Origin of the sequence: Delftia sp. K82, assembly GCF_002193035.1 — a bacterium.
GTDB classification, from domain to species: Bacteria; Pseudomonadota; Gammaproteobacteria; order Burkholderiales; family Burkholderiaceae_C; genus Comamonas; species Comamonas acidovorans.
This window is the reverse complement of the sequence record NZ_MYFL01000003.1, coordinates 655,029-675,362: the sequence shown is the minus strand read 5'-3', so window position 1 is coordinate 675,362 and position 20,334 is coordinate 655,029. Positions and strand designations below refer to the sequence as shown.

Sequence of the window (20,334 nt, the reverse complement as noted above, 5' to 3'; positions counted from 1 at the left end):
GAAGGGCCGCCCCGCACCGAGGGTGTCGTCCCCCTCCCGCGTGCGAGAGAGGGGGAAGCGGCGTAAGCCGCTCAGGGGGAGCAGGCAGCCCGCCATTGGGTCCAGCCGCGGGCGCGCAGGTCGCAGGCGGGGCAGGTGCCGCAGCCGTAGCCCCAGTCGTGCAGTGTCTCGCGCGTGCCCTGGTAGCAGGTGTGGGTGTCGCGCTGGATGAGGTCCACCAGGGTGTCGCCGCCCAGGTCGTGGGCCATTTGCCAGGTTTGGGCCTTGTCTATCCACATCAGGGGCGTTTCGATGCGCAGGCGCCGCTCCAGGCCCAGGTTCAGGGCGAGCTGCATGGCCTTCATGGTGTCGTCTCGGCAGTCGGGGTAGCCAGAGTAGTCGGTCTCGCAGACGCCGGTGACGATCACCGACAGGCCGCGCCGGTAGGCCAGCGCGCCGGCCAGGGTCAGGAACAGCAGGTTGCGCCCGGGCACGAAGGTGTTGGGCAGGCCGTCGGCCTGCATGGCGAAGGCCACGTCCTCGGTCAGGGAAGAGCCGCCGATCTGTTGCAGCACGTCCAGCGAGAGGACATGGTCATCGCCCAGGCGCGGAGCCCATTGGGGAAAGTCCCTGGCCAGCCGCTCGCGCACCTGCTGGCGCACCTGCATTTCCACGCTGTGGCGCTGGCCGTAGTCAAAACCGAGGGTCTCGACGCGCTCGTACAGCGACAGCGCCTGCGCCAGGCAGGTGGTCGAATCCTGGCCGCCGGAAAACAGGACCAGCGCAGCCGTGTGGCGCGCCGCTGGCGCCTGGGGAGAAGAGCTATCGTTTTGCATGGCACGCATTAGAGCGCGCCCAGGCAGCGCCCGGCTCCTACATGGGTTTTCCTGCCATGCTTGCTAAGCTGTAGGGCCTATCGCGGAGGTTGCGGCCATGCTCACGCTCTATATCGGCAACAAGAATTATTCGTCCTGGTCCATGCGCCCCTGGGTGCTGATGCGCCAGGCCGGCATCGCTTTCGAAGAGGTCATGCTGCGCTTTGACAGCTTCGAGGAGCAGTCCGCCTTCAAGCAGCGCGCCCGCGCGCTCTCGCCCTCGGGCCGCGTGCCTGTGCTCATGGATGAAGGCATGGCCATCTGGGACAGCCTGGCCATCTGCGAGTACCTGGCCGAGAAATTCCCCGAAAAGCACCTGTGGCCCACGCTGGCGCTGAACCGCGCCCGCGCGCGCAGCCTCTGCGCCGAGATGCACAGCGGCTTCGGCGCCCTGCGCTCGCTGTGCCCGATGAACATCGAGGCCCAGCTGCCCGAGGTCGGCGCGCGGCTATGGGCAGAAAACGTCGCACTGCGCGACGATGTGCAGCACCTGTCCGAGCTGTGGCAACCGCTGCTGTCCACGGCCAGCGGCCCCATGCTGTACGACCAGTTCAGCATCGTCGATGCCTTCTTCGCCCCCGTGTGCATGCGCCTGGCGACCTATGAGCTGCCCGTGGCACCGGCCATCGACGCCTATGTGCGCCGCGTGCGCGCCCTGCCGGGCGTGCAGGACTGGGTGCAGGGCGCACTGGCCGAGCATGATTTCCGGCCGTTCGAGGAGCCGTACCGCACGGCTGCAGCGGGCTGAGTGCCTCCTGTCTGCTGCCAGTCTGCCGCCTGTCAGAAAGGCTCGACCAGCAGATGCACCAGGCTGTGCACGCCATCGAAGTAGTTGCCCAGGCGCATGTTCTCGTCAAAGCTGTGCTGGTTGTTGTCGGCATTGACCAGGGGCACGATGACGAAGGGAATCTTCAACGCCTGCACGGCCGCGCCCGTGGGCACGGTGCCGCCCATCATGCGGATCTGCACCGGGTCGCTGTCCCAGGCCTTGTTCATGCCCTTGCGCAGCCACTGGCCGACAGGGGCGTCCAGCGGTGTGCGAACGGCAGAGCCGGAGGCTGATACACCGCCCAGCCTGAGGGTGGCCAGCTTGGGGTGGCTGGCACGCTGCTCGGCCGTGGGCGGGCCATCGACCAGATGGAAGCCCTGCGCCTCGATATGGGTGCGCAACAGCTTCTCCAGCCGCTCGGGAGGCGTCTCGGGCACGGTGCGCATGTCGATCTCGGCCACGGCCACGGAGGGCACCACGGTGCGGGCCTTGCTGCCCACCTCGGCGCTTTGCAGGCCGCGCACGTTCAGCGAGGGGTACTGCATGGACTCCTGGTAGTTGCGTCCCACGGCCTCGGCCTTCGCAATGCCCAGGCGCTTGCGCAGGGCGGCCTCGTCGTCGGGCACGGCCTGCATCACCTCGCGTGCCTGCGCATCGAACTCGATGCCGTCGTAGTAGCCCTGGATCAGCACCTTGCCGTCATCGCCCTTCATGCTGGCCAGCAGGCGCGCCAGGGTCTGGGCCGGATTGGCCGCGTAGTTGCCGTAGTGGCCGCTGTGCAGTTCCTGGCTGGCTCCATAGACAGTGAGCGTGGCCTGGGCAATGCCCCGGTTGCCGAACACCAGGGTGGGCCGGTTGCTGGCGTGCATGGGGCCGTCGAGCACCACCATGGCGTCGGACTTCAGCGCGCCCAGGTTCTCGCCGATCACGCGGCCCAGCGTGGGAGAGCCCTTTTCCTCTTCGGAATCCAGCAGCACCTTGATGTCCACGCCCGGCTGCTTGCCCTGGGCCTTGAGCGCATCCAGCGCCGCCAGCAGCATGACGATGGGCGCCTTGTCGTCCGATGACGAGCGCGCAAAAACGCGCCACTGCGGATCGGGCTGCTCGCCGTACAGCTGCTCCAGCTGCAGTGCGGCCCAGCGGCCGTCCGGCTGGCGCTGCTTGAGCGTGGCCTGCCAGGGGCTGGCCTGCTGCCACTCCTCGGGCTTGACGGCCTGGCCGTCAAGGTGGGCATAGAACAGCACGGTCTTGCGCCCGGGCCCAGCCGACGGCAACGTGGCCATGAGCATGGGCTTGTCGCCATTGGCCAGTTGCCTTACCTCGAAGCCCCGCCGCTCGAAGGCCTTGGCAAACCAGGCCACGTTCTTCTGGATGTCGGCCGGCACACTGGCGTCGTTGGGCAGGGCCAGCACCTCTACCCATTCATGCAGGCTGGCACGGGCCGCCTGCCGGGTGGTGTCGGCCAGCGGTGCGGCGCCGGCTGCGGACAGCAGGCCGGCAGCCGCCAGGCCCAGGATCAGGGCGGGAACACGCGGTCTAAAGGACCAAGCCATGGTTTTGTCTCCAAATGGAAAATGGGCATGCGGCGCCCCTCGGCGCCCGGTGCAGCCCGCCATCATGTCACCGCCCAGGCCGTACCATTGCGGGATGAGCGAATTTCAGGTGTACATGGTGGGCGGCGCGGTGCGCGACCGCCTTCTGGGGCGGGCCGTGCATGACCGCGACTGGGTCGTGGTCGGCGCCACGCCCGAGCAGATGGCCGAGCGTGGCTTCATGCCCGTGGGGCGGGACTTCCCCGTCTTCCTGCATCCCGAAACCCACGAGGAGTACGCCCTGGCGCGCACCGAGCGCAAGAGCGGGCCGGGCTACCGCGGCTTCGTCGTCCAGGCGGCGCCCGACGTCACGCTGGAGCAGGACCTGGCCCGGCGCGACTTGACCATCAACGCCATGGCCGCCCCCCCGGACTGGGATGGCAAAGGCGCCATCGACGACCCCTACGGCGGCCAGGCCGATCTGCAGGCCCGGGTGCTGCGCCATGTGACCGATGCCTTTCGCGAAGACCCGGTGCGCATCCTGCGCGTGGCGCGCTTTGCGGCACGGTTCCACGAATTCACGGTGGCACCTGAAACCATGGCCCTGATGCAAGAGATGGTGGCCGCCGGCGAGGTGGATGCCCTGGTGCCCGAACGCGTCTGGCAGGAGATCAGCCGGGGCCTGATGGAGCGCCAGCCCTCGCGCATGTTCGAGCTGCTGCGCGAATGCGGCGCGCTGGCCGTGCTGCTGCCCGAGCTGGAGCGCCTGTGGGGCGTGCCCCAGCGCGCCGAATACCACCCCGAGGTCGATACCGGCGTGCACGCCATGATGGTGCTGGACATGGCCGCGCAGCTGGACACCCCGCTGCCCGTGCGCTACGCCTGCCTGGTGCACGACCTGGGCAAGGGCACGACCCCGGCCGATGTGCTGCCGCGCCACATAGGACACGAGCACCGCAGCGCCCGCCTGGCCGAAAAGGTGGGCGAGCGGCTGCGCGTGCCCACCGACTGCCGCGAACTGGGCGACGTGGTGGCGCGCGAGCACGGCAACATCCACCGCAGCGGCGAGCTCAACGGCGCCGCCATCGTGCGCCTGCTGGAGCGCTGCGACGCCATCCGCAAGCCCGCGCGCTTCGAGCAGGCCCTTGCAGCCTGTGAATGCGATGCGCGGGGGCGCCTGGGTTTCGAGGACCGGCCCTACCCCCAGCGCGCCCGCCTGCGCGATGCGCTGGCTGCCGCGCTGTCCATCTCCACCTCGGACATCGCGGCCCAGGCCGCCGCGCGCGGCAAACAGGGCAAGGCCATAGGCGAGGCTGTGCAGGCAGCCCGCGCGCAGGCCGTGGCCGATTGGCTGGCGCAGGCGGCCTGAGCGCAAAGGCCACCACACACGGGAATCAGGCTCGCGCCACGGGCAGGACCAGTCGCAGGCACACGGGCTGCTCGCCTCCTGCCGTCAACAAGGCCACGCTGCCGCCCAGCCGCTCGGCGATGCGCCGCACCAGGTAAAGCCCCAGCCCGGCGCCGGGCCGGTGCTGGGCGTTGAGGCCACGGTAATACCTTTCGAACAACTGGTCCTGGTCCGCCTGGGCAATGGGCTCGGAGGGATTCGAGACCTGGATCTCCAGACCCTCACCCTGCTTGGTCACGTCCAGGCGGACCGATTCGCCCTCGGGCGTGTGGCGGTCTGCATTGGCCAGCAGATTGCGCAGCGCGATGCGCAGCAGGCCGGCATCGGTGATCAGTTGCTGCGTGCCCCCGCCCAGGTGGCAGACGATGCGGCCGGGCGCAAAGTCCAGGCACAAGCCATCTACCAGCGCATGCAGGTCGCAGGGCTGCAGGCGTGGCTCGGCATGGGGCTGCGGGTCGGCCATGCGGTCGTCGGCCAGGCAGTCGTCTACCAGCGCCAGCAGGCGCTGGGCGGCTTCGCGGATGTTGCGGCTGCGTGCCAGCGTCTTGTCGGGCGGTGCCGCCAGATTGCGCGCCAGTTGCTGCGCACTGGTCAGGATGATGGCCAGCGGTGTGCGCAGTTCGTGCGAGACCATGGCGACAAAGTCGCGCTGCTCCTGGCGGACCCTGCGCTCCAGCACCAGCGCCTCGCTGAGTTCACTCTCGCGCAACTGGCGCTGCACAAGCTCGGCCTCCAGCAGCACCTGCTCCCGCTCTCGAACGCGGCGCCTGTGCTCGTATCCGCCGATGATCCAGCCGCTGAGCAGCAGCATGTGCGCCATGGTGCCCAGCGCGGACGCATGCGTGGACACCAGCGCGGTCAGCGCATTCATGGGCAGCCAGCCCAGGTTGCGCAGAAAAGAGATCAGCACGCCGGCATAGAAGATGCCGAACGCCAGCATGAAGAACCGTGCCGGGGCATGGCCGCGCCGCCACAGCCAAAAGGCGAACGCGAGAAAGCCCAGGGCCAGCGGCAGGGTCATGGCCTGCACCGGGATCATGCCCGCCGAGTAGTGCCCCGACACCACCAGCAGCATGCAGCACAGGCTGAACAGCCACAGCAGCGGCACGATCTGGCGCACCAGCCGCGGATACAGCGACGCCAGGTCCAGCTGCCTGCAGGCCAGTTGCATGGAGATCGCCAGGGCGGCGGCAATGCCGCATCCCAGCAGGCGGTCGCTCCAGAACCCGGGCAGGCCCGTCAACTGCTGCACCAGCCCCAGCGATACCACCTCATTGAGCACGCAGACACTGAGATAGGCCAGGAACAGGCCGCTCAAGGGGGCCCGCGTGCCCAGCCAGAACACCAGCTGCACGCCGATCAACAGCAGGTACAGCCCGAAATACAGGCCGAAAGACAGGGCCTCGCGCCGCGTGTGGTTGTCGAACGCCAGTCGCTGCCACAGATCGATGCGGGTGACGAGCGCGTTGCGCGCGCGCAGGCGCACCAGCAACTCGTAAGACCCGGCAGCAGGGGGCTCGAACTGGAATGCCGGACTGCGGTAGTCCACCGGCCAGGCGTGGCGCGGCACTTCTTCGCCGCTGCGCCCCAGCAGCTGCCAGGGGCCACCGGATCTGCGCACGTGGACCTCCACCTCATCCAGCAGGGCATTGCCCAGCAGCAGCATCCAGCTGCCGGGCTGCTCCACCTGCAGCGGCATGCGCAGCCAGACCGCAGCCTGCGTGAAGCTGGCGTTCAGGTGACCGGGCAGCGGCTGCCATCCAGGGGCGGCGTCGGCCTGCCCGGCGTCGAGCAGGCCAGCAGCGTCATCGAGCCGCTGCCACTGACCGGCGGTCTCCAGCATGGGCACATCGGGGTTCAGCAGGAGCGCCTGGGCCTGGGTCAGCAGCGGACACAGCAGCCAGGCCAGCAGCAGGAGGGTTGCACGGTAATATCGCATCGGAGGTCCACCACAGGGCCGCCAGCGTACACCAGCCTCCCGGCCTCGCCGCTCAGCCCCCTTCCCCCATGCTTGATGTGATCCTGCTCGAAGACGAGCCCGTGCTGCGCCATGAACTGGGTGAATTCCTGGAGGGCCTGGGCTACGCGCCGCAATGCGTTGCCAGCCTGCAGGAGTTCGACCGCCACTTCGACGCCCGGCGCCACCGCCTGGCCATCATCGACATCGGCCTGCCCGATGGCAGCGGCCTGGCCCTAATCCAGCGCCTGCGCCAGCAGGGTCAGCAACTGGGCATCATCGTGTTCAGCGCGCACAACACCAGCGCCAACCGCATCGACGGCCTGGAAAACGGAGCCGACCACTATCTGGGCAAAGGCTGTGATCTGGACGAGCTGGAGGCCACGCTGGCCGCGCTGGTGCGCCGCCTGGGCCTGCAGCAGCGCCAGGCGCGCTGGCTGTTGCAGCTGGGTCCGAGCCGACTGCTGCCCCCATCGGCCCCGCCAGTGGCGCTCTCCCAGCAGGACCTGCTGGTGCTGCAGTGCCTCATGGGCCAGGCAGGCACCGAGGTGAGCCGCCGAAAGATCGTGCAGGCCCTGGGCGGCGACTACCTGGTCTACGACCAGCGCCGCCTGGACACCCAGATGCGCCGGCTGCGCCGCAAGGTGGAGGAGGCCAGCGGCCAGCAACTACCCGTCAAGACGCTGCGCAACAGCGGCTATTGCTTCTACCAAGCGGGCGAAGTGCAGGCCTGAGGACGGGCCTGAAGGCACCCGACCTTGGGCCCGCAGAGAAATCAGACGACCGAACGCACCCACCGCACGATCTCGCCGGCCGGCAAAGCACCGGAGACACGGGCGATCTCGCGCCCTTCCTTGAACACCACCATGGTCGGGATGCTGCGGATGTTCCAGGGCGCGGCAGCCTGGGGATGGGCTTCGGTATCGAGCTTGGCCAGCTGCACGCCGGGCGCCAGCGCCTGCGCCGCCTGCTCGAAGGCCGGCGCCATCATGCGGCAGGGGCCGCACCAGGGCGCCCAGAAATCGACCACCACCGGCGCCTGGCTGCGCCCCACATGCCTGGCAAAGCTTTGCGCATCCAGCGCCACGGGCTGGCCGGTGACCAGCGGCTGGTGGCAGCTGCCGCAGTCAGGCGCGCTGCCGAGCTGGTCGGCCGCAATGCGGTTGGTGGTGTGGCAATGGGGGCAGACGAAATGCAGCTTGTCGGACATGGGCGGCCTCTTGTTGGCGAGTCATGGGGGCAATTGCATGCATATACGGGCGCTGCGCCCATGCTTCAAGCCATGCTCAGACCAGCTTGGCGATCAGGGCGGCAATCACGCTGAGCAACACGGTGCTGGCAATGGGCAGAAAAATCACGCGGCCGAACAGGCGAAAGCGGAAGTCGCCCGGCAGGCGGCCCAGGCCTATGCGCTCCAGCCAGGCGTGCAGGCCATTGAACAGCAGCAGGGCCAGGAAGATGACGAGGAGCCAGCGGATCATGGCGCCGAGTGTACGGCGGCGGCGCGTCATGGGCGGGACACATGAGCGTCCTACATTGGGAAAGTCCCGTGGCGGGAGGCTTCGGGACCATTCGCGACAAGCCCCCTTCTTCCATGGCTCCATGCCGCAACAAGACAACCCCACCATGCAACACACATCCAGGCGCCTTCTTATCGCCATCCTGCCTGCCGCCCTGCTGGCGGCCTGCGCCAGCGCTCCGGCCCCCACCACGGCAGCCGCAGCGTCGGGCGCCATCGACAACAGCGCCCTGCAGCGCAGCGATTTCCGCGCCCACCAGGCCACCTATGGCCTAGTCTACCGACTGCCGGCCGATGCCACGGCCATCATGGACAGCCAGGTCACGCCCGTGGTGCACGAGCAGTTGCTGCGCCTGAAGCTGGTGGCCGAGGCCAACACCTTCAACCTGCCCCATGTCACCGTGGTGCATATCCACAGCGCCGACCCGACCACGCCGCGCAAGATGCTGGCCGCCCTGCCGGCATTGCCGCCCGTGCTGCAGGACGTGCACCTGAAGAATTTCTACACCACCGAGGCCGCCAAGGGCGCCGGCAAGCCGTGGTGGCTGGACCTGGGCATCGTCAAGTCCGGCCCGGCCTACGAAGCCATGATGGACTTCAACACCCGCGCCACCGCCGCCATGGCACCGCTGCGCGACGGCCCGCTGCCGCGCGTGACGGGGCCCGTCTATGCCCGCATGAACGATTCGGCCAAGGCCATGGTGCAAAGCGTGGGCGTCAGCGGCATCAACCAGGTGCAGGCCGGCAAGGAGGTGCGCAGCCACAACCCGCACAACACCCTGGTCTACAGCGAAGCCACCTTCACGCCCGAGATCGAGCGCGCCATGGGCGAGACCGCCGCGCGCCTGAACCGCATCCTGCCCGGCGGCTTCACGACCACGTTCGAGAACCTGTCCATCGTGGAGCTGGGTTTCTCGGGCAACGTCACGCGCGAGATCTACCGCATCAACCTCAAGGACCAGACGGCCTACGAGGTGAGCAACGGCCGCAGCGTCCAGCGCTGAGGCCCGGGGCGGAGCTCTGGCCGGCGGCTACAGGCGGTGCGTGCGGTCGCCGCGCACAAAGCCCATGGCGTCCCAGGGCTCCACGCCCTTGGCCAGGCCGATGACCTTGAACAGCTCGCCCATCTCGTGCTCCATCATCAGCTTGGTGGCCATGGCGCGCGGGCCCTGGGCCAGGGCGTCGAGCTTGGGTCCCAGGCCGCAGTTGATGAGGAAATGGGCCTGCGAGGTATAGCCCAGCACCTCGAAGCCCGCCTCCTGCGCGGCCACGGCCGTGCCCGTGAAGTTCACGTGGGCCGTGATGTCCTTGAGGCCGACCTCGGCCAGCGGGTCGTCGTCCACCTTGTGCAGGCGGTGGCAGACCAGGGTGCCCATGTGGCGCTGCGGATGGAAGTACTCGGACTCGCCGAAGCCGTAATCGATGAAGAAGGCAGCGCCGCGCGCCATGCGCTCGCCCAGCGTGCGGATGAAGGCCTCGCCCTGCAGATGGATCTCGGTCAGGTAGTCGTGCTCGCCCTCGATCTCCATGGGCGTGCGCAGCTGCGTGGGCCGGTCTTCCCAGCCCAGGCTGCCGTCCGGCTGCAGCACCACGCCGCGCTCGTGCCAGACACCTGCCTTGCGCACCAGCAACTGCACGGGCATGGCATCCAGCACCTCGTTGCCGATGACCACGCCTTCGAGCCGCTCGGGCAGGGCATCAGCCCAGTGCACCAGTCCTTCGTACTTCACCAGCCTGAGCTGCTGGCGCGCGCGCAGCGTGCCCGACAGATCGACGATGGTGTAGCGGTCCGGCCGCACGCCCAGGGCGGCCAGCTCGTCCAGCACCTGCAGCGCCAGCGCGCCCGTGCCGGCACCAAACTCCCAGACTTCGCGGGTATGCGTGCGCTGCAGCGCCTCGGCCACCTGGGCGGCCAGCAACTGGCCGAAGACCGGGGACATCTCGGGCGCGGTCACGAAATCGCTGCCCGACGATGGCATCAGCCCGAACTTGGCGGTGTCATTGGCGTAGTAGCCCAGGCCCGGCTCGTACAGTGCCAGGGCCATGAAACGGTCGAAAGCCAGCCAGCCTCCAGAGGACGCAATCTCTTGCGCAACACGGGATTGCAGGGCGGCCGTTAAAATTGAGGGTTCTGTCGTCACGATCCGTACATTGTCCTCGAATGTCCACACCTGCCCGAACACGCACCGTTTTGGTGACCGGCGCGGCCCGCCGCCTGGGGCGCGACATCGCGCTCGCGCTTGCCAGCGCCGGCTGGCAAGTGGCCGTGCACTACCGCGACTCGCACGACGAGGCGCTGGAGACGGCCGCCGCCTGCGCTGAACTGGCCGGCGACAGCGCCGCCCTGGATGCCGATTTCTTCAACGAGGATTCGGTGCGCTCGCTGGTGCCGCGCGCCGTGGCGCACTTCGGCCACCTGGACGCCGTGGTCAACAACGCCTCGCTGTTCGAGCATGACGACGCCGGCAGCTTCAGCTACGTGGCGCTGGAAGCGCATCTGCGCAGCAATACTGGCGCGCCCATCCTGCTGGCCCAGGCGCTGCATGCCCATATCGAAGAGCGCGTGGCCGCCGGAGAGGAGCATGCCAGCGGCGCCGTGATCAACATGCTGGACCAGAAGCTCTGGAACCAGAACCCCGATTTCCTCAGCTACACGCTGTCCAAGGCGGCTCTCGAGGCCGCCGGCACCATGCTGGCGCTGGCGCTGGCACCGCGCGTGCGCGTCGTCGGCGTGGCCCCGGGCCTGACGCTGACCAGCCACATGCTGAGCCAGGAGCGCTTCGAGTCGCTGCACCGCCTCAGCCCGCTGGGCCGCTCGTCCAGCGCGGCCGACGTGGCTGCCACCGTGTGCTTTGCGCTGGACAACCAGTCCATCACCGGCACCACCTTGCTGGTCGATGGCGGCCAGCACCTGCAGCGCTTCGAACGCGACTTTTCCATGATGTAGGCGCCCGCGCGCGCCACCCCAAACACTCCACGGCTTTTCCCCATGCACTCCGCCACCGGACAACAGATCCTGACGCTCACGGGTTTGCGCTTCGACGCCAACCTGGGCATCCTCGCCCACGAAAAACAGATGCCCCAGCCCATCCAGGTCGATGCCGAGCTGAGCCTGGGCACCCAACCGCTGGCGCCGCGCGACGACGACATCCTGCATGTGCTGGACTACCGCAAGGTGCGCCAGATCATCATCGATGAATGCACGGCCGAGCACGTCAACCTGCTGGAGAGCCTGATCGGCAAGCTGGCCCAGCGCCTGATGCAGCTGCCCGGCGTGCTGGGCGTGCGCGTGAAAATCGCCAAGCTGGAAATCTTTGAAGACTGCGAAGTGGCCATTCGCATCGAAACCGGACAATGGTAGTTGTTTCATGCCCCCATCTGGCGTGATGGCCGTCTGCCGCTGTGTGGGATAGCGACCAAAGACAGATAAATTTTCTTGCAGGTCGATTTTTCAGAATCTTCCCAAATGGCAACCAATCAAATACCAAATAAAATGCCACCATGGATATGCTTACAGATTTCTTAAATGATTTTAATAACGTACTATCTGCCCTGAAAGCATGGTGGCCCGTACTTGCTGTTGCCACATTTCTTGAAATCCTAAAACCTGGGAAGAAATCGCATTGGCCCACCATTCTCTCCAATATTATTTACCTACCACTAGGCTTAGCCATCGGAGCTACGGCTCTCAGCTCCGTTATTCCATTTTTGGAAGCTTATATTCCAACAGATATCCTCCAAGCCAGAAAATGGGCTCACACTCCAATCAGACAAATCCTGCTATGGATTGCATATATCGCATTTTTTGACTTCCTTTACTACTGGCTACATAGAGCACAGCACCAGATTCCATTTCTGTGGCGCTACCACATGGTGCATCACTCGGATGTCAACACCTCAGCTACCACAGTAGGACGCCATCACTGGCTTGAAGAGGGTTTTCGATTTTTCATCATCACTGCTCCGCTGATATTCCTGATGGGAGGTACCAAGAATATGCCATTGTGGGTCGCCATATTAATGTCACTCAATGGAATATTCATGCACTGGAATGTATCTTTCAGATTCGGAATGCTGGAAAAAATCATTATCACACCTGCATACCACAGAATTCACCACTCCATTGAAGAGCATCACTACGATAGAAATTTTGGCGTCTTCACTCAGATGTGGGATCGTATTTTCCTCACACGCCACCTTCCGAGCCCAGAAGAGTTTCCGGTCACCGGAATTTCCGGCCTATCACACATCCGTAGCTGGGCGTTGCTGCTTCCATGGCCTATAGTTCTTAGTGAGCGCAAATCTATTCCTCGAGAAGCAGCAAAACCTCATGAAGCGATTGACTAAAGGATACCCACCATGTTCAATAATCCAGATTTTTCTGACATCGCTACCTCCGATTTAGAGGAACCCAAGAACAGCATCAAGATCGAGCGCGAGCAGGTCAAGCTGGAAAAGCGCCTGTGCCGCGAGGTGGGCCGCGCCATCACCGACTTCAACATGATCGAGGAAGGCGACAAGATCATGGTCTGCATGTCGGGCGGCAAGGACAGCTACACGATGCTGGACGTGCTGCGCAAGCTGCAAAAGCGCGCGCCCGTGAAGTTCGAGCTGGTGGCTGTGAACCTCGACCAGAAGCAGCCCGGTTTTCCCGACCATGTGCTGCCCGAGTACTTCAAGAGCATCGGCGTGGACTACCACATCGAAACGCAGGACACCTACAGCGTGGTCAAGCGCGTCGTGCCCGAGGGCAAGACCACCTGCGGCCTGTGCTCGCGCCTGCGCCGCGCCATCCTGTACAAGGTGGCCGACGAGCTGGGCTGCACCAAGGTGGCCCTGGGCCACCACCGCGACGACATCGTGCAGACGCTGATGCTCAACATGTTCTACGGCGGCCGCATGAAGGGCATGCCCCCGAAGCTGGTCTCGGACGACGGCAAGCATGTGGTGATCCGCCCGCTGTGCTACGTGCCCGAGAAGGACACCGTCCGCTGGGCCCAGTACCAGAACTTCCCCATCATCCCCTGCAACCTCTGCGGCAGCCAGGACGGCCTGCAGCGCGTGGCCGTGGGCGAGCTGCTGCGCGAATGGGACAAGAAATTCCCGGGCCGCGTGGAAAGCATGTTCCGCGCCATGGGCCACATCGTGACCACGCACATGATGGACCCCGAGCTGCACGACTTCAAGAACGCCAAGGCCACCGGCATTGCCGACCCCAACGGCGACATGGCCTTCGACCATGAAGAGATGCCCGTCTCCGCATCACTGCCCGGCCTGCAGGTGGTACAACTGTCGTCCTGACGGCTGAACCTATAACAATCGCCCCACTCCAACCAAGGCCCGTGCAAACGGGCCTTTTTTCGACCAAGGAGTACACCATGAAGCTGCGCTGCATCCATGTCCTGGCCATCGTGGCCACGGCCTTGCTCACGGGCTGCGCCAGCGTGCGCGAAGTCCAGAGCACCGTCCAGAGCTATTCCACGCTGGGCGCCCTGCCCGCGCCGCCCACCTACCGCCTGGAAGTGCTGCCCTCGCAACGCGAGGCGCAGACGCACTTCGCGGCCATCGAATCCCAGGCCCAGCAGGCCCTGGGCCGCGTGGGCCTGCAGCGCGACGACTCCCGGGCCAGCCTGATCGTGCAGATCGGTGCCGACGCACGCTATGCGCGCGACTACGCCGCCTGGCCCTACTACGACCGCTGGGGCGGCCCGCGCTGGGGTTGGGGCGTGGGCTACGGGCGCGGCTGGGGCATGGGCTTTGGCGGCAGCTTCATGTTCGACGGCCCGCCGCTGGAGTACTACCGCGCCGTCAGCATCGTGATGCGCAACGCCACCACGCAGCAGATCGTCTACGAGACCTCGGCCCAGCGCCAGGATGTGTGGACCGACGACCCGGCCATCTTCGGCATCCTGTTCGACGCCGCGCTGACCGGCTTCCCCAACCCGCCCAAGGGCTCGCGCGTGGTGCGCACCACCATCGGACCGGTGCAGCAGGGTGGCGCGCCGGCGCAGCAGCCGGCCCAGGCGGCACCTGCAGCGCAGGCCGTGCCGGCCACGCCAGCACCCGCCCGGTAAGCCATCGCGCCCCCAAAGCAAAGGCCTGCATCCGCAGGCCTTTTTTGCATGGTGACGGCGCTTGAAGCAGTGCCTCAGTGCACATGCTCCATATCCGGCACGGCAGCCATCAGCGCGCGCGTGTATGCATGCTGCGGTGCATCGAGCACGGCGCCGGCCTCTCCGGCCTCGACCAAGCGGCCGCGCTGCATGACGCCGATGTCGTCGCACATGTGGCGGATCACGGCCAGGTTGTGGCTGATCAGCAGATAGGTCAGGCCGAACTCCTCCTGCAGGTCGCGCATGAGGTTGAGCACCTGGGCCTGGACCGAGACGTCCAGCGCCGAGGTGGGCTCGTCGCAGATGATGAATTCGGGCCGGCTGGCCAGGGCGCGCGCGATGGCGATGCGCTGGCGCTGCCCGCCCGAGAACTGGTGCGGGTACTTGCGCGCATCATCGGGCTTCATGCGCACGCGGCGCAGCGCCTCCTGCACGCGCTCGGCCGTCTCGTCCTTGCCGGCCGTGAGGGCCAGCACCTGCAGGGGCTCGGCAATCAGTTCCTGCACGGTCCAGCGCGGGTTCAGGCTGGCATACGGATCCTGGAAGATCATCTGGAAGCGCCGGCGCATGGCCACGGTCTGGGCGGCCGGGCTCCACTTGTCCACGCCGTCGAACAGCACGGTGCCGCTGGTGGGCGGCGTCAGCCCGGCCACCATGCGCGCCACCGTGGATTTGCCCGAGCCGGACTCACCGACCAGGCCGAAGGTGGAGCCCCTGCGGATCGAAAAGCCGACGCCGTCCACGGCCTTGAGGATCTTTTTGTCCTCACGCACCAGCAGACGGGCCAGCCAGCCGCTGGACAGGTCGAACTCCTTGCACAGATCCCTGACCTCCAGCAGGGCAGCCGCGGGCTCCTGCGCACCGGCCCCGGGCTGCCAGGGCACGGCGGGCGCGGCCGGGCCGCCGCCCACCTCGGGCACGGGCAGGCGCTGCACGCGGTGGTGCACGCTGGGAATGGCGCCCATCAGCACCTGGGTGTAGGGCTGCTGCGGCGCGTCCAGCACCTGGCGCACGGGGCCGGTTTCCAGCACGCGACCCTGGTACATGACCATGACGCGGTCGGCCGTCTCGGCGATGACGCCCATGTCGTGGGTGATCAGCATGGCGGCCGCGCCGCGCTCCTTGCACACACGGCGCAGCAGGGCAATGATCTGCGCCTGCACGGATACGTCCAGCGCCGTGGTGGGCTCGTCGGCAATGATGAGTTCGGGCTCGGCGCACAGCGCCAGGGCGATGGCCACGCGCTGGCGCATGCCGCCCGAGAACTGGTGCGGATACTGGGCCATGCGCTCGCGCGCCTGCGGGATCTCCACCTCTTCGAGCAGGGCCAGCGCGCGGGCTTCAGCCTCCTTCTCGGAGACGGGCAGGTGCGTGCGGATGGTCTCCACCAGGTGCCGGCCCACGGTGTAGACCGGGTTCAGGCTGGTCAGCGGGTCCTGGAAGATGGAGCCTATGCGCCGGCCGCGTATGCGCCGCAGGTCCTCGCCGCGCAGCATGTCGATGCGCTCGCCGCGCAGCTGCACCGTGCCGGCCGAGATGCGGCCCGGCGGCTCGATCAGGCCGATCACGGCGGCGCCCGTCATGGACTTGCCCGCGCCCGACTCGCCGACCACGCCCAGGATCTCGCCGGGCGCGATGTCGAAGGACACATCGTCCAGCACCTGCACGGGGCCCTTGTAGGTGTCGAAGGTGACGGACAGGCCGCGAACGCTCAGCACCGGAGGGTGTGCAGGGGGCTGCCCGGATTCTTGTGTCGTGCTCATTGCAGCTTGGGGTTCAGTGCGTCGCGCAGCCAGTCGCCGACGAGGTTGACGGACAGCGCCAGCGCCAGCAGCACCAGCGACGGGAACAGCAATATCCACCACTCGCCCGAGAACAGGAAGCCCTGGCCGATGCGGATCAGCGTGCCCAGCGAAGGCTGGGTGGGCGGCAGGCCCACGCCCAGGTAGGACAGCGTGGACTCGGCCACGATGGCATGCGCGAAGCTGATGGTGGCGATCACCAGGATGGGCGCCAGCAAGTTGGGCAGGATGTGGCGCACCAGGATGGCCACGCGGCTGCGGCCTATGAGCTGGGCCGCCAGCACGTAGTCCTTGTGCTTTTCCACCATCACCGCGCCGCGCACGGTGCGTGCGTACTGCACCCAGTCGGACAGGCCGATGGCCACGATGATCACGAAGACCGCCATGTCGTCGCGGTAGCCCTCGGGCAGCAGGCCGCGTGCGATGCCGAAGACCAGCAGCGCCACCAGGATCACAGGAAAGGTCAGCTGCACATCGGCGATGCGCATCATCAGCGTGTCGAACCAGCCGCCCGCATAGCCGCAGATCAGGCCCAGCGGCACGCCGATCAGCAGGGACAGCCCCACGGCCGACACGCCCACCAGCACCGACATGCGCAGCCCGTAGAGGATGGCGCTCCAGACATCGCGGCCCTGGTCGTCCGATCCCAGCGCGTACAGCGTGCCGCTGGTGCCCGCCTGGCCCGGCGGCGTGAAGGCATCCATCAGGTCCAGATTGGCCGGATCGAAGGGGTTCTGCCAGGCCAGCCAGGGCGACAGCAGCGTGGCCGCCACGATCAGCGCCAGCACCAGCGCCGCCGCCTGCACCAGGCGCGAGCGTGCAAAGGCGCGCTTGACCGGCGAGTCGCTGGCGCGCCAGCCCGTGGGAGGGATTGCTTGTTTGGCGGAATCGGTCATCGGTTTCTCAAGCGGGGGTCCACGATCACGTACAGGAAATCGACGAGCAGGTTGATGCCCACGTACAGCAGCGCGATGAACATCAGGTAGGCGGCGATCAGCGGCACGTCCACGCCCTGGATGGAGGAGATGAACAGCAGGCCCACGCCGGGCCACTGGAACACGGTCTCGGTGACGATGGCAAAGGCGATCAGCGAGCCGATCTGCAGGCCCGCGATGGTGATCACGGGAATCAGGGTATTGCGCAGCGCATGGCCAAAGTACAGGTCGCGCTCGCGCAGCCCGCGCGCACGGCCGAAGCGCATGTAGTCGGCGCGCAGCACCTCCAGCATCTCGGCGCGCACCAGGCGCATGATCAGCGTCATGTTGTAGAAGCCCAATGTGATGGCCGGCAGGATCAGCGCCGACCACCCCGAAGCCGTCAGCAGCCCGGTCTCCCAGCCGCCCAGCTTCACCGTCTCGCCGCGCCCGAAGGACGGCAGCCAGCGCAGCTCCACGGCAAACAGGTAGATCAGGGCGATGCCGATCAGGAAGGTGGGCAGGGACACGCCCACCAGCGACACCGTCATGATCGAGCGGCTCAGCCAGCCCTCGCGCCGTATGGCCGTATACACGCCCAGCGCCACGCCGATGACCAGGGCGAACAGCGCCGCCGTCATCGCCAGCTCCAGCGTGGCGGGCAGGCGCTCGGCAATGATCTCGGTCACGGGGCGCTTGAGCCGGTAGGAGATGCCCAGGTCGCCCTGCAGCACCTTGCCCACGTAGCCCAGGTACTGCAGGGGCACGGGCTTGTTGAAGCCCAGGCTTTCCGTCAGCGCCTCGCGCTCGGCAACCGTCGCGTCCTCGCCCAGCAGGCTGATCGTGGGATCGCCGATATGGCGGAACACCATGAACGAGACAAAGGAAACGGCCAGCAGGACCAGGGCGGACTGGCCCAGCCGGCGCAGCAGATGGACCAGCATCGGTGCTTACTTCTTCTCGAACTTGACGAACTTGAAGTGCAGCGCGTTGTCCGGGTGCACGGGCACATTGATCCGGGGCACGGACGCGAAGTGGATCACCTGGTCATGCAGCGCAATGTAGAAGCGCTCCTTTTGCACCGTCTCCCAGATGCTCTTGATGGTGGCATCGCGCTTTGCCTTGTCGCTCTCCGAGGACAGGGACAGGATCTTGGCATCCACATCGGCATTGCTGTAGTGCGTCGCGTTCTGCGCGCCACGGCTGTCCTTGCCGCGCGTATGCACCAGGAAGTCGAAGATGTAGGCCGAGTCATAGGTGGGCACGCCCCAGCCGTAAAGGTAGAAGTCGCTGTCCGCCTTGGTGAGCGAGACGCTGTGCATGGCGATCGGCCGGGCCGAGACTTCGGTCTTGATGCCGATGCGGCCCAGGAAGCCCGCCACCGCTGTGGCAATCGCTTCGTCGTTCACATAGCGGTCATTGGGCGTGTTCAGCGTGATGGTGAAGCCGTTGGGGTAGCCCGCCTCGGCCAGCAGCTGCTTGGCCTTGGCGGCATCCGCCTTGGGATAGGCCGCAAAGGCCTTGTCGTAGCCATTGACGAACGACGGCGCGATCACGCCCGTGGGAATCGACAGGCCGCGCATCACCGAGCGCTTGATCGCATCGCGGTCGATGGCCAGCTCAATGGCCTGGCGCACCTTGGGATCGGCCAGCGGATTCTTGCCCTTGACGTTGCTGCTCTTGAGCTCGGCCGCACCCACGTTCAGGCCCAGGAAGATGGAACGGTTCTCGGGGCCTTCATTGATGCGCAGGCGCTTGTCCTGCTTCAGGCGCGCCACGTCCTGCGCGGGAATGTCCTGGGCGAAATCCACCTCGCCCGACAGCAGGGCCGCCACGCGCGTGGCCGGGGACTTGATGGGCAGGTAGATCAGCTCGGTCACCTGCAGCGGGAACTGGCCCTTGCCCCAGTAGTCGGGGTTGAGCTTCATCACCGTCTTCGAATCGACCTCGCGGCTGGCCAGCACATAGGCGCCCGTGCCGTTGGCCGCGCGCGTGGCGCCGTTCTCGGTCTTGCTGGCCGTGTCCTGCGTGGTCTCGGCGCCGTTGGCCTTGGACCACTTCTCACTCATGATGAAGAGGTTGGTCAGGTTGTCGGGGAAGATCAGGTTCGGGCCCTTGGTCTTCACCTGCACCGTGAGATCGTCCACGGCCTTGGCCTCCTCCATCGAGGACAGCAGGGACTTGACCTGGGCGTTCTCGCCCTTGGCGCGGTTCAGCGAGAAGACCACGTCGCGCGCCGTGAACGGCGTGCCGTCATGGAACTTGACGTTGGGACGCAGCTTGAACTCCCAGACCGACGGGTCGGAGGTCATCTTCCACGAGGTGGCCAGCGTGGGCACCAGCTTGCCGTCGGCCGAGCGGATGACCAGGGTTTCGTAGATCTGGTGCAGCAGCACGAAATTGGTGCCCACGTTGAAGGCATGCGGGTCCAGCGAAGTCGGATCGGAGCCCCGCGCCCAGCGCACGGTCTCGGCCTGGGCCAGCGCGGCCGAGGTCAACAGGCCTGCGGCCAGCAAAGAACTGCCCAGAATCTTCATGATCATTTGTCTGCTCCCCTGTGGATTGATTGGAATGGCGGCGGTCATGCGACGCAGCAGCCCGGACGCCGCAAGAAGCGGGCCATATAGGTGCGCCCCACTGTAAATAACTTTTACAGCTTGTTGAATTGATTTTTATACTTAAAAGCCATTTCCAAATAACAAGACCGCCGCCTGCGGCCCGCCATTGGCGTGCGGCCATCATGGACAGGCCAACGGCTTTGACAGCTAGTGAAAACGCGAAAGACCGCCACGGCCCGCTCTGGCAAAGGTTTGCAATCGGGCACAGGTCTGCGCCGCACGGCGTGCTAATTTCAGGCCCTGTATCGAGCCTGCGGGTTGCCGCGGAAAGGAAGCATCCATGAAGACATCCATTGCCAGCGCACTGCTGTGCGCCATGCTGGGCCTGGGCGCCCTGCCTGCCCAGGCGTCGGGCCTGGGCGACTCGCTGCGCCAGGCCTCCGGGCTGGGCGGTGACAAGGCGGCCAGCAGCGAAGGCGCCGGCTCCGGCCTCGGCGGCATGCTGGGTGCGGGGGCAGGCGGTGCGGGTGCGCTGTCCGCCCTGGGCCTGAGCCCCTCGGCCACGGCCGGCAATGCGGCAGGCGTCATCTCCTACTGCATGAAGAACAACTACCTCAATGCCGACAAGGCGGCCCAGGTCAAGGACCAGTTGCTGGGCAAGCTGGGCATGCAAAAGCAGGAAGAGCCCAAGGACACGGGATTCCAGAACGGCCTGGGCGGCCTGGTCACCGGCTCCAACGGCAAGAGCTTCAGCATCGACAAGCTCAAGGGCGACCTCAAGGAAAAGGCATGCGACTTCGTGCTGGACAACGCTAAATCGCTGATCTGACCCCCTGAGCGGCTGCGCCGCTTCCCCCTTCTCGCTTCGCGGAGGGGGACGACGCCTTCGGCTGGGCGCCCCCGCCGCG

General features: G+C 66.5%; 20 protein-coding genes. 10 read left to right on the top strand and 10 right to left on the bottom strand.

The genetic code is table 11. From position 1 onward, the window contains the following. Nucleotides 1–71 precede the first annotated feature (71 nt). Nucleotides 72–815, bottom strand: a complete 744-nt coding sequence (gene queC / locus KDK82_RS19945) for a 7-cyano-7-deazaguanine synthase QueC (protein ID WP_179217950.1) — start codon at nt 813–815, stop codon at nt 72–74. Nucleotides 816–912: 97 nt separating this feature from the next. Between queC and KDK82_RS19940 the strand changes: the two genes are divergently transcribed. Beyond that, entirely contained in the window at nt 913–1,602 is a 690-nt protein-coding gene (locus KDK82_RS19940) for a glutathione S-transferase family protein (RefSeq protein ID WP_012203189.1), read from the top strand. A gap of 32 nt (nt 1,603–1,634) precedes the next feature. Here the strand turns inward: KDK82_RS19940 and KDK82_RS19935 are convergent, their stop codons facing one another. Continuing rightward, nucleotides 1,635–3,176, bottom strand: a complete 1,542-nt coding sequence (locus KDK82_RS19935) for a M20/M25/M40 family metallo-hydrolase (protein ID WP_088166000.1) — start codon at nt 3,174–3,176, stop codon at nt 1,635–1,637. Nucleotides 3,177–3,270: 94 nt separating this feature from the next. Here KDK82_RS19935 and KDK82_RS19930 point away from each other — a divergent pair, with 94 nt between their 5' ends. Next, nucleotides 3,271–4,524, top strand: coding sequence for a multifunctional CCA addition/repair protein (locus KDK82_RS19930; RefSeq protein WP_012203187.1), 1,254 nt, complete (start codon nt 3,271–3,273; stop codon nt 4,522–4,524). Between the two features lie 25 nt (nt 4,525–4,549). Here the strand turns inward: KDK82_RS19930 and KDK82_RS19925 are convergent, their stop codons facing one another. Further along, nucleotides 4,550–6,502 carry a sensor histidine kinase gene (locus tag KDK82_RS19925; RefSeq protein ID WP_088165999.1) on the bottom strand — a complete coding sequence of 651 codons (1,953 nt, stop codon included), beginning with the start codon at nt 6,500–6,502 and terminating at the stop codon, nt 4,550–4,552. A gap of 68 nt (nt 6,503–6,570) precedes the next feature. Between KDK82_RS19925 and KDK82_RS19920 the strand changes: the two genes are divergently transcribed. Beyond that, the gene (locus KDK82_RS19920; RefSeq protein ID WP_013804275.1) at nt 6,571–7,254 is read left to right on the top strand and encodes a response regulator transcription factor; all 684 of its coding nucleotides are present in this window, start codon (nt 6,571–6,573) and stop codon (nt 7,252–7,254) included. Nucleotides 7,255–7,295: 41 nt separating this feature from the next. Here the strand turns inward: KDK82_RS19920 and trxC are convergent, their stop codons facing one another. Both trxC and KDK82_RS19910 read right to left on the bottom strand, forming a co-directional pair. Next, complete coding sequence (gene trxC / locus KDK82_RS19915) at nt 7,296–7,730, bottom strand: thioredoxin TrxC (protein WP_012203184.1); 435 nt, start codon at nt 7,728–7,730, stop codon at nt 7,296–7,298. A 76-nt stretch (nt 7,731–7,806) separates the two neighbouring features. Further along, the gene (locus KDK82_RS19910) at nt 7,807–8,001 is read right to left on the bottom strand and encodes a DUF2905 domain-containing protein (RefSeq protein WP_012203183.1); all 195 of its coding nucleotides are present in this window, start codon (nt 7,999–8,001) and stop codon (nt 7,807–7,809) included. Nucleotides 8,002–8,146: 145 nt separating this feature from the next. Here KDK82_RS19910 and KDK82_RS19905 point away from each other — a divergent pair, with 145 nt between their 5' ends. After that, on the top strand, nt 8,147–9,043 hold the full coding sequence (locus KDK82_RS19905; protein WP_088166347.1) for a hypothetical protein: 897 nt from the start codon (nt 8,147–8,149) through the stop codon (nt 9,041–9,043). A gap of 27 nt (nt 9,044–9,070) precedes the next feature. Here the strand turns inward: KDK82_RS19905 and KDK82_RS19900 are convergent, their stop codons facing one another. Next, entirely contained in the window at nt 9,071–10,084 is a 1,014-nt protein-coding gene (locus KDK82_RS19900; protein ID WP_088165998.1) for a class I SAM-dependent methyltransferase, read from the bottom strand. Nucleotides 10,085–10,200: 116 nt separating this feature from the next. Here KDK82_RS19900 and KDK82_RS19895 point away from each other — a divergent pair, with 116 nt between their 5' ends. The 5 genes from KDK82_RS19895 to KDK82_RS19875 all read left to right on the top strand — a co-directional run bounded on the left by KDK82_RS19895 (nt 10,201) and on the right by KDK82_RS19875 (nt 14,113). Beyond that, nucleotides 10,201–10,986, top strand: coding sequence for an SDR family oxidoreductase (locus tag KDK82_RS19895; RefSeq protein ID WP_034390196.1), 786 nt, complete (start codon nt 10,201–10,203; stop codon nt 10,984–10,986). Nucleotides 10,987–11,028: 42 nt separating this feature from the next. Then, a complete protein-coding gene (locus KDK82_RS19890; RefSeq protein WP_013804281.1) occupies nt 11,029–11,400 on the top strand; it encodes a dihydroneopterin aldolase in 372 nt (123 codons plus the stop codon). Between the two features lie 140 nt (nt 11,401–11,540). Beyond that, entirely contained in the window at nt 11,541–12,386 is an 846-nt protein-coding gene (locus KDK82_RS19885; protein WP_088165997.1) for a sterol desaturase family protein, read from the top strand. Nucleotides 12,387–12,398: 12 nt separating this feature from the next. Continuing rightward, nucleotides 12,399–13,340 carry a tRNA 2-thiocytidine(32) synthetase TtcA gene (gene ttcA / locus KDK82_RS19880; protein ID WP_088165996.1) on the top strand — a complete coding sequence of 314 codons (942 nt, stop codon included), beginning with the start codon at nt 12,399–12,401 and terminating at the stop codon, nt 13,338–13,340. 77 nt (nt 13,341–13,417) lie between these two features. After that, nucleotides 13,418–14,113 carry a DUF4136 domain-containing protein gene (locus KDK82_RS19875; protein ID WP_088165995.1) on the top strand — a complete coding sequence of 232 codons (696 nt, stop codon included), beginning with the start codon at nt 13,418–13,420 and terminating at the stop codon, nt 14,111–14,113. 74 nt (nt 14,114–14,187) lie between these two features. Here the strand turns inward: KDK82_RS19875 and KDK82_RS19870 are convergent, their stop codons facing one another. From KDK82_RS19870 to KDK82_RS19855, 4 genes are read right to left on the bottom strand one after another with little or no spacing between them, the layout of a single operon-like run. Further along, nucleotides 14,188–15,915 carry an ABC transporter ATP-binding protein gene (locus KDK82_RS19870; RefSeq protein ID WP_088165994.1) on the bottom strand — a complete coding sequence of 576 codons (1,728 nt, stop codon included), beginning with the start codon at nt 15,913–15,915 and terminating at the stop codon, nt 14,188–14,190. Further along, on the bottom strand, nt 15,912–16,850 hold the full coding sequence (locus KDK82_RS19865; protein ID WP_088165993.1) for an ABC transporter permease: 939 nt from the start codon (nt 16,848–16,850) through the stop codon (nt 15,912–15,914). The genes KDK82_RS19870 and KDK82_RS19865 overlap by 4 nt, the downstream gene beginning before the upstream one ends. Next, nucleotides 16,847–17,812 carry an ABC transporter permease gene (locus KDK82_RS19860; protein ID WP_012203171.1) on the bottom strand — a complete coding sequence of 322 codons (966 nt, stop codon included), beginning with the start codon at nt 17,810–17,812 and terminating at the stop codon, nt 16,847–16,849. The genes KDK82_RS19865 and KDK82_RS19860 overlap by 4 nt, the downstream gene beginning before the upstream one ends. Before the next feature lie 6 nt (nt 17,813–17,818). Then, entirely contained in the window at nt 17,819–19,411 is a 1,593-nt protein-coding gene (locus KDK82_RS19855; RefSeq protein ID WP_012203170.1) for an ABC transporter substrate-binding protein, read from the bottom strand. Nucleotides 19,412–19,766: 355 nt separating this feature from the next. Between KDK82_RS19855 and KDK82_RS19850 the strand changes: the two genes are divergently transcribed. Continuing rightward, complete coding sequence (locus KDK82_RS19850; RefSeq protein WP_088165992.1) at nt 19,767–20,255, top strand: DUF2501 domain-containing protein; 489 nt, start codon at nt 19,767–19,769, stop codon at nt 20,253–20,255. Nucleotides 20,256–20,334 lie beyond the last annotated feature (79 nt).

Coding starts and splice junctions, on each gene's coding strand:
- KDK82_RS19860 (WP_012203171.1), bottom strand. CDS start 17,812: ATGCTGGTCCATCTGCTGCGCCGGCTGGGCCAGTCCGCCCTGGTCCTG.
- KDK82_RS19905 (WP_088166347.1), top strand. CDS start 8,147: ATGCAACACACATCCAGGCGCCTTCTTATCGCCATCCTGCCTGCCGCC.
- KDK82_RS19865 (WP_088165993.1), bottom strand. CDS start 16,850: ATGACCGATTCCGCCAAACAAGCAATCCCTCCCACGGGCTGGCGCGCC.
- KDK82_RS19850 (WP_088165992.1), top strand. CDS start 19,767: ATGAAGACATCCATTGCCAGCGCACTGCTGTGCGCCATGCTGGGCCTG.
- KDK82_RS19940 (WP_012203189.1), top strand. CDS start 913: ATGCTCACGCTCTATATCGGCAACAAGAATTATTCGTCCTGGTCCATG.
- KDK82_RS19895 (WP_034390196.1), top strand. CDS start 10,201: ATGTCCACACCTGCCCGAACACGCACCGTTTTGGTGACCGGCGCGGCC.
- KDK82_RS19875 (WP_088165995.1), top strand. CDS start 13,418: ATGAAGCTGCGCTGCATCCATGTCCTGGCCATCGTGGCCACGGCCTTG.
- KDK82_RS19855 (WP_012203170.1), bottom strand. CDS start 19,411: ATGATCATGAAGATTCTGGGCAGTTCTTTGCTGGCCGCAGGCCTGTTG.
- KDK82_RS19910 (WP_012203183.1), bottom strand. CDS start 8,001: ATGATCCGCTGGCTCCTCGTCATCTTCCTGGCCCTGCTGCTGTTCAAT.
- trxC (WP_012203184.1), bottom strand. CDS start 7,730: ATGTCCGACAAGCTGCATTTCGTCTGCCCCCATTGCCACACCACCAAC.
- KDK82_RS19935 (WP_088166000.1), bottom strand. CDS start 3,176: ATGGCTTGGTCCTTTAGACCGCGTGTTCCCGCCCTGATCCTGGGCCTG.
- KDK82_RS19925 (WP_088165999.1), bottom strand. CDS start 6,502: ATGCGATATTACCGTGCAACCCTCCTGCTGCTGGCCTGGCTGCTGTGT.
- KDK82_RS19900 (WP_088165998.1), bottom strand. CDS start 10,084: ATGGCCCTGGCACTGTACGAGCCGGGCCTGGGCTACTACGCCAATGAC.
- ttcA (WP_088165996.1), top strand. CDS start 12,399: ATGTTCAATAATCCAGATTTTTCTGACATCGCTACCTCCGATTTAGAG.
- KDK82_RS19885 (WP_088165997.1), top strand. CDS start 11,541: ATGGATATGCTTACAGATTTCTTAAATGATTTTAATAACGTACTATCT.
- queC (WP_179217950.1), bottom strand. CDS start 815: ATGCAAAACGATAGCTCTTCTCCCCAGGCGCCAGCGGCGCGCCACACG.
- KDK82_RS19920 (WP_013804275.1), top strand. CDS start 6,571: ATGCTTGATGTGATCCTGCTCGAAGACGAGCCCGTGCTGCGCCATGAA.
- KDK82_RS19930 (WP_012203187.1), top strand. CDS start 3,271: ATGAGCGAATTTCAGGTGTACATGGTGGGCGGCGCGGTGCGCGACCGC.
- KDK82_RS19870 (WP_088165994.1), bottom strand. CDS start 15,915: ATGAGCACGACACAAGAATCCGGGCAGCCCCCTGCACACCCTCCGGTG.
- KDK82_RS19890 (WP_013804281.1), top strand. CDS start 11,029: ATGCACTCCGCCACCGGACAACAGATCCTGACGCTCACGGGTTTGCGC.